General features: G+C 61.8%; 1 protein-coding gene. It reads left to right on the top strand.

Going from position 1 to position 267, the window contains the following annotated elements:
- The coding region (locus B4920_RS26505) for a hypothetical protein (protein ID WP_216820066.1) at positions 1-199 on the top strand (199 nt) is incomplete at its 5' end.
- Positions 200-267 lie beyond the last annotated feature (68 nt).

Below are 267 nucleotides of genomic sequence, written 5' to 3'. Positions count from 1 at the left end.
TGGGGTGCGCTACCGCCTATCCCCCTCACTGAACATCGGCAGCCAGCTCAAACAGCTGGAGGTGAGCAAGCCCAGCACCCTGGTGGAGCTCAACAGCAGCCTGCTGGTGACACCGCAGTTGGCCATCACCGCCAACTACGGCCTCAGTGCCTTCAGCACCGAGCAGTTCCTCACCCTGGGGGTAGGTTTCAACTTCTGAGGGATCAGAGGAGCCTGGCGCCACTGACCAGCACGCCATTGAGATCGGCGTAGACATAATCCCCCGGC

The organism is Zoogloea sp. LCSB751, from assembly GCF_002028455.1.
GTDB lineage: Bacteria > Pseudomonadota > Gammaproteobacteria > Burkholderiales > Rhodocyclaceae > Zoogloea.
The sequence above is the reverse complement of the archived record's forward strand: the minus strand, read 5'-3'. Positions and strand labels throughout refer to the sequence as shown.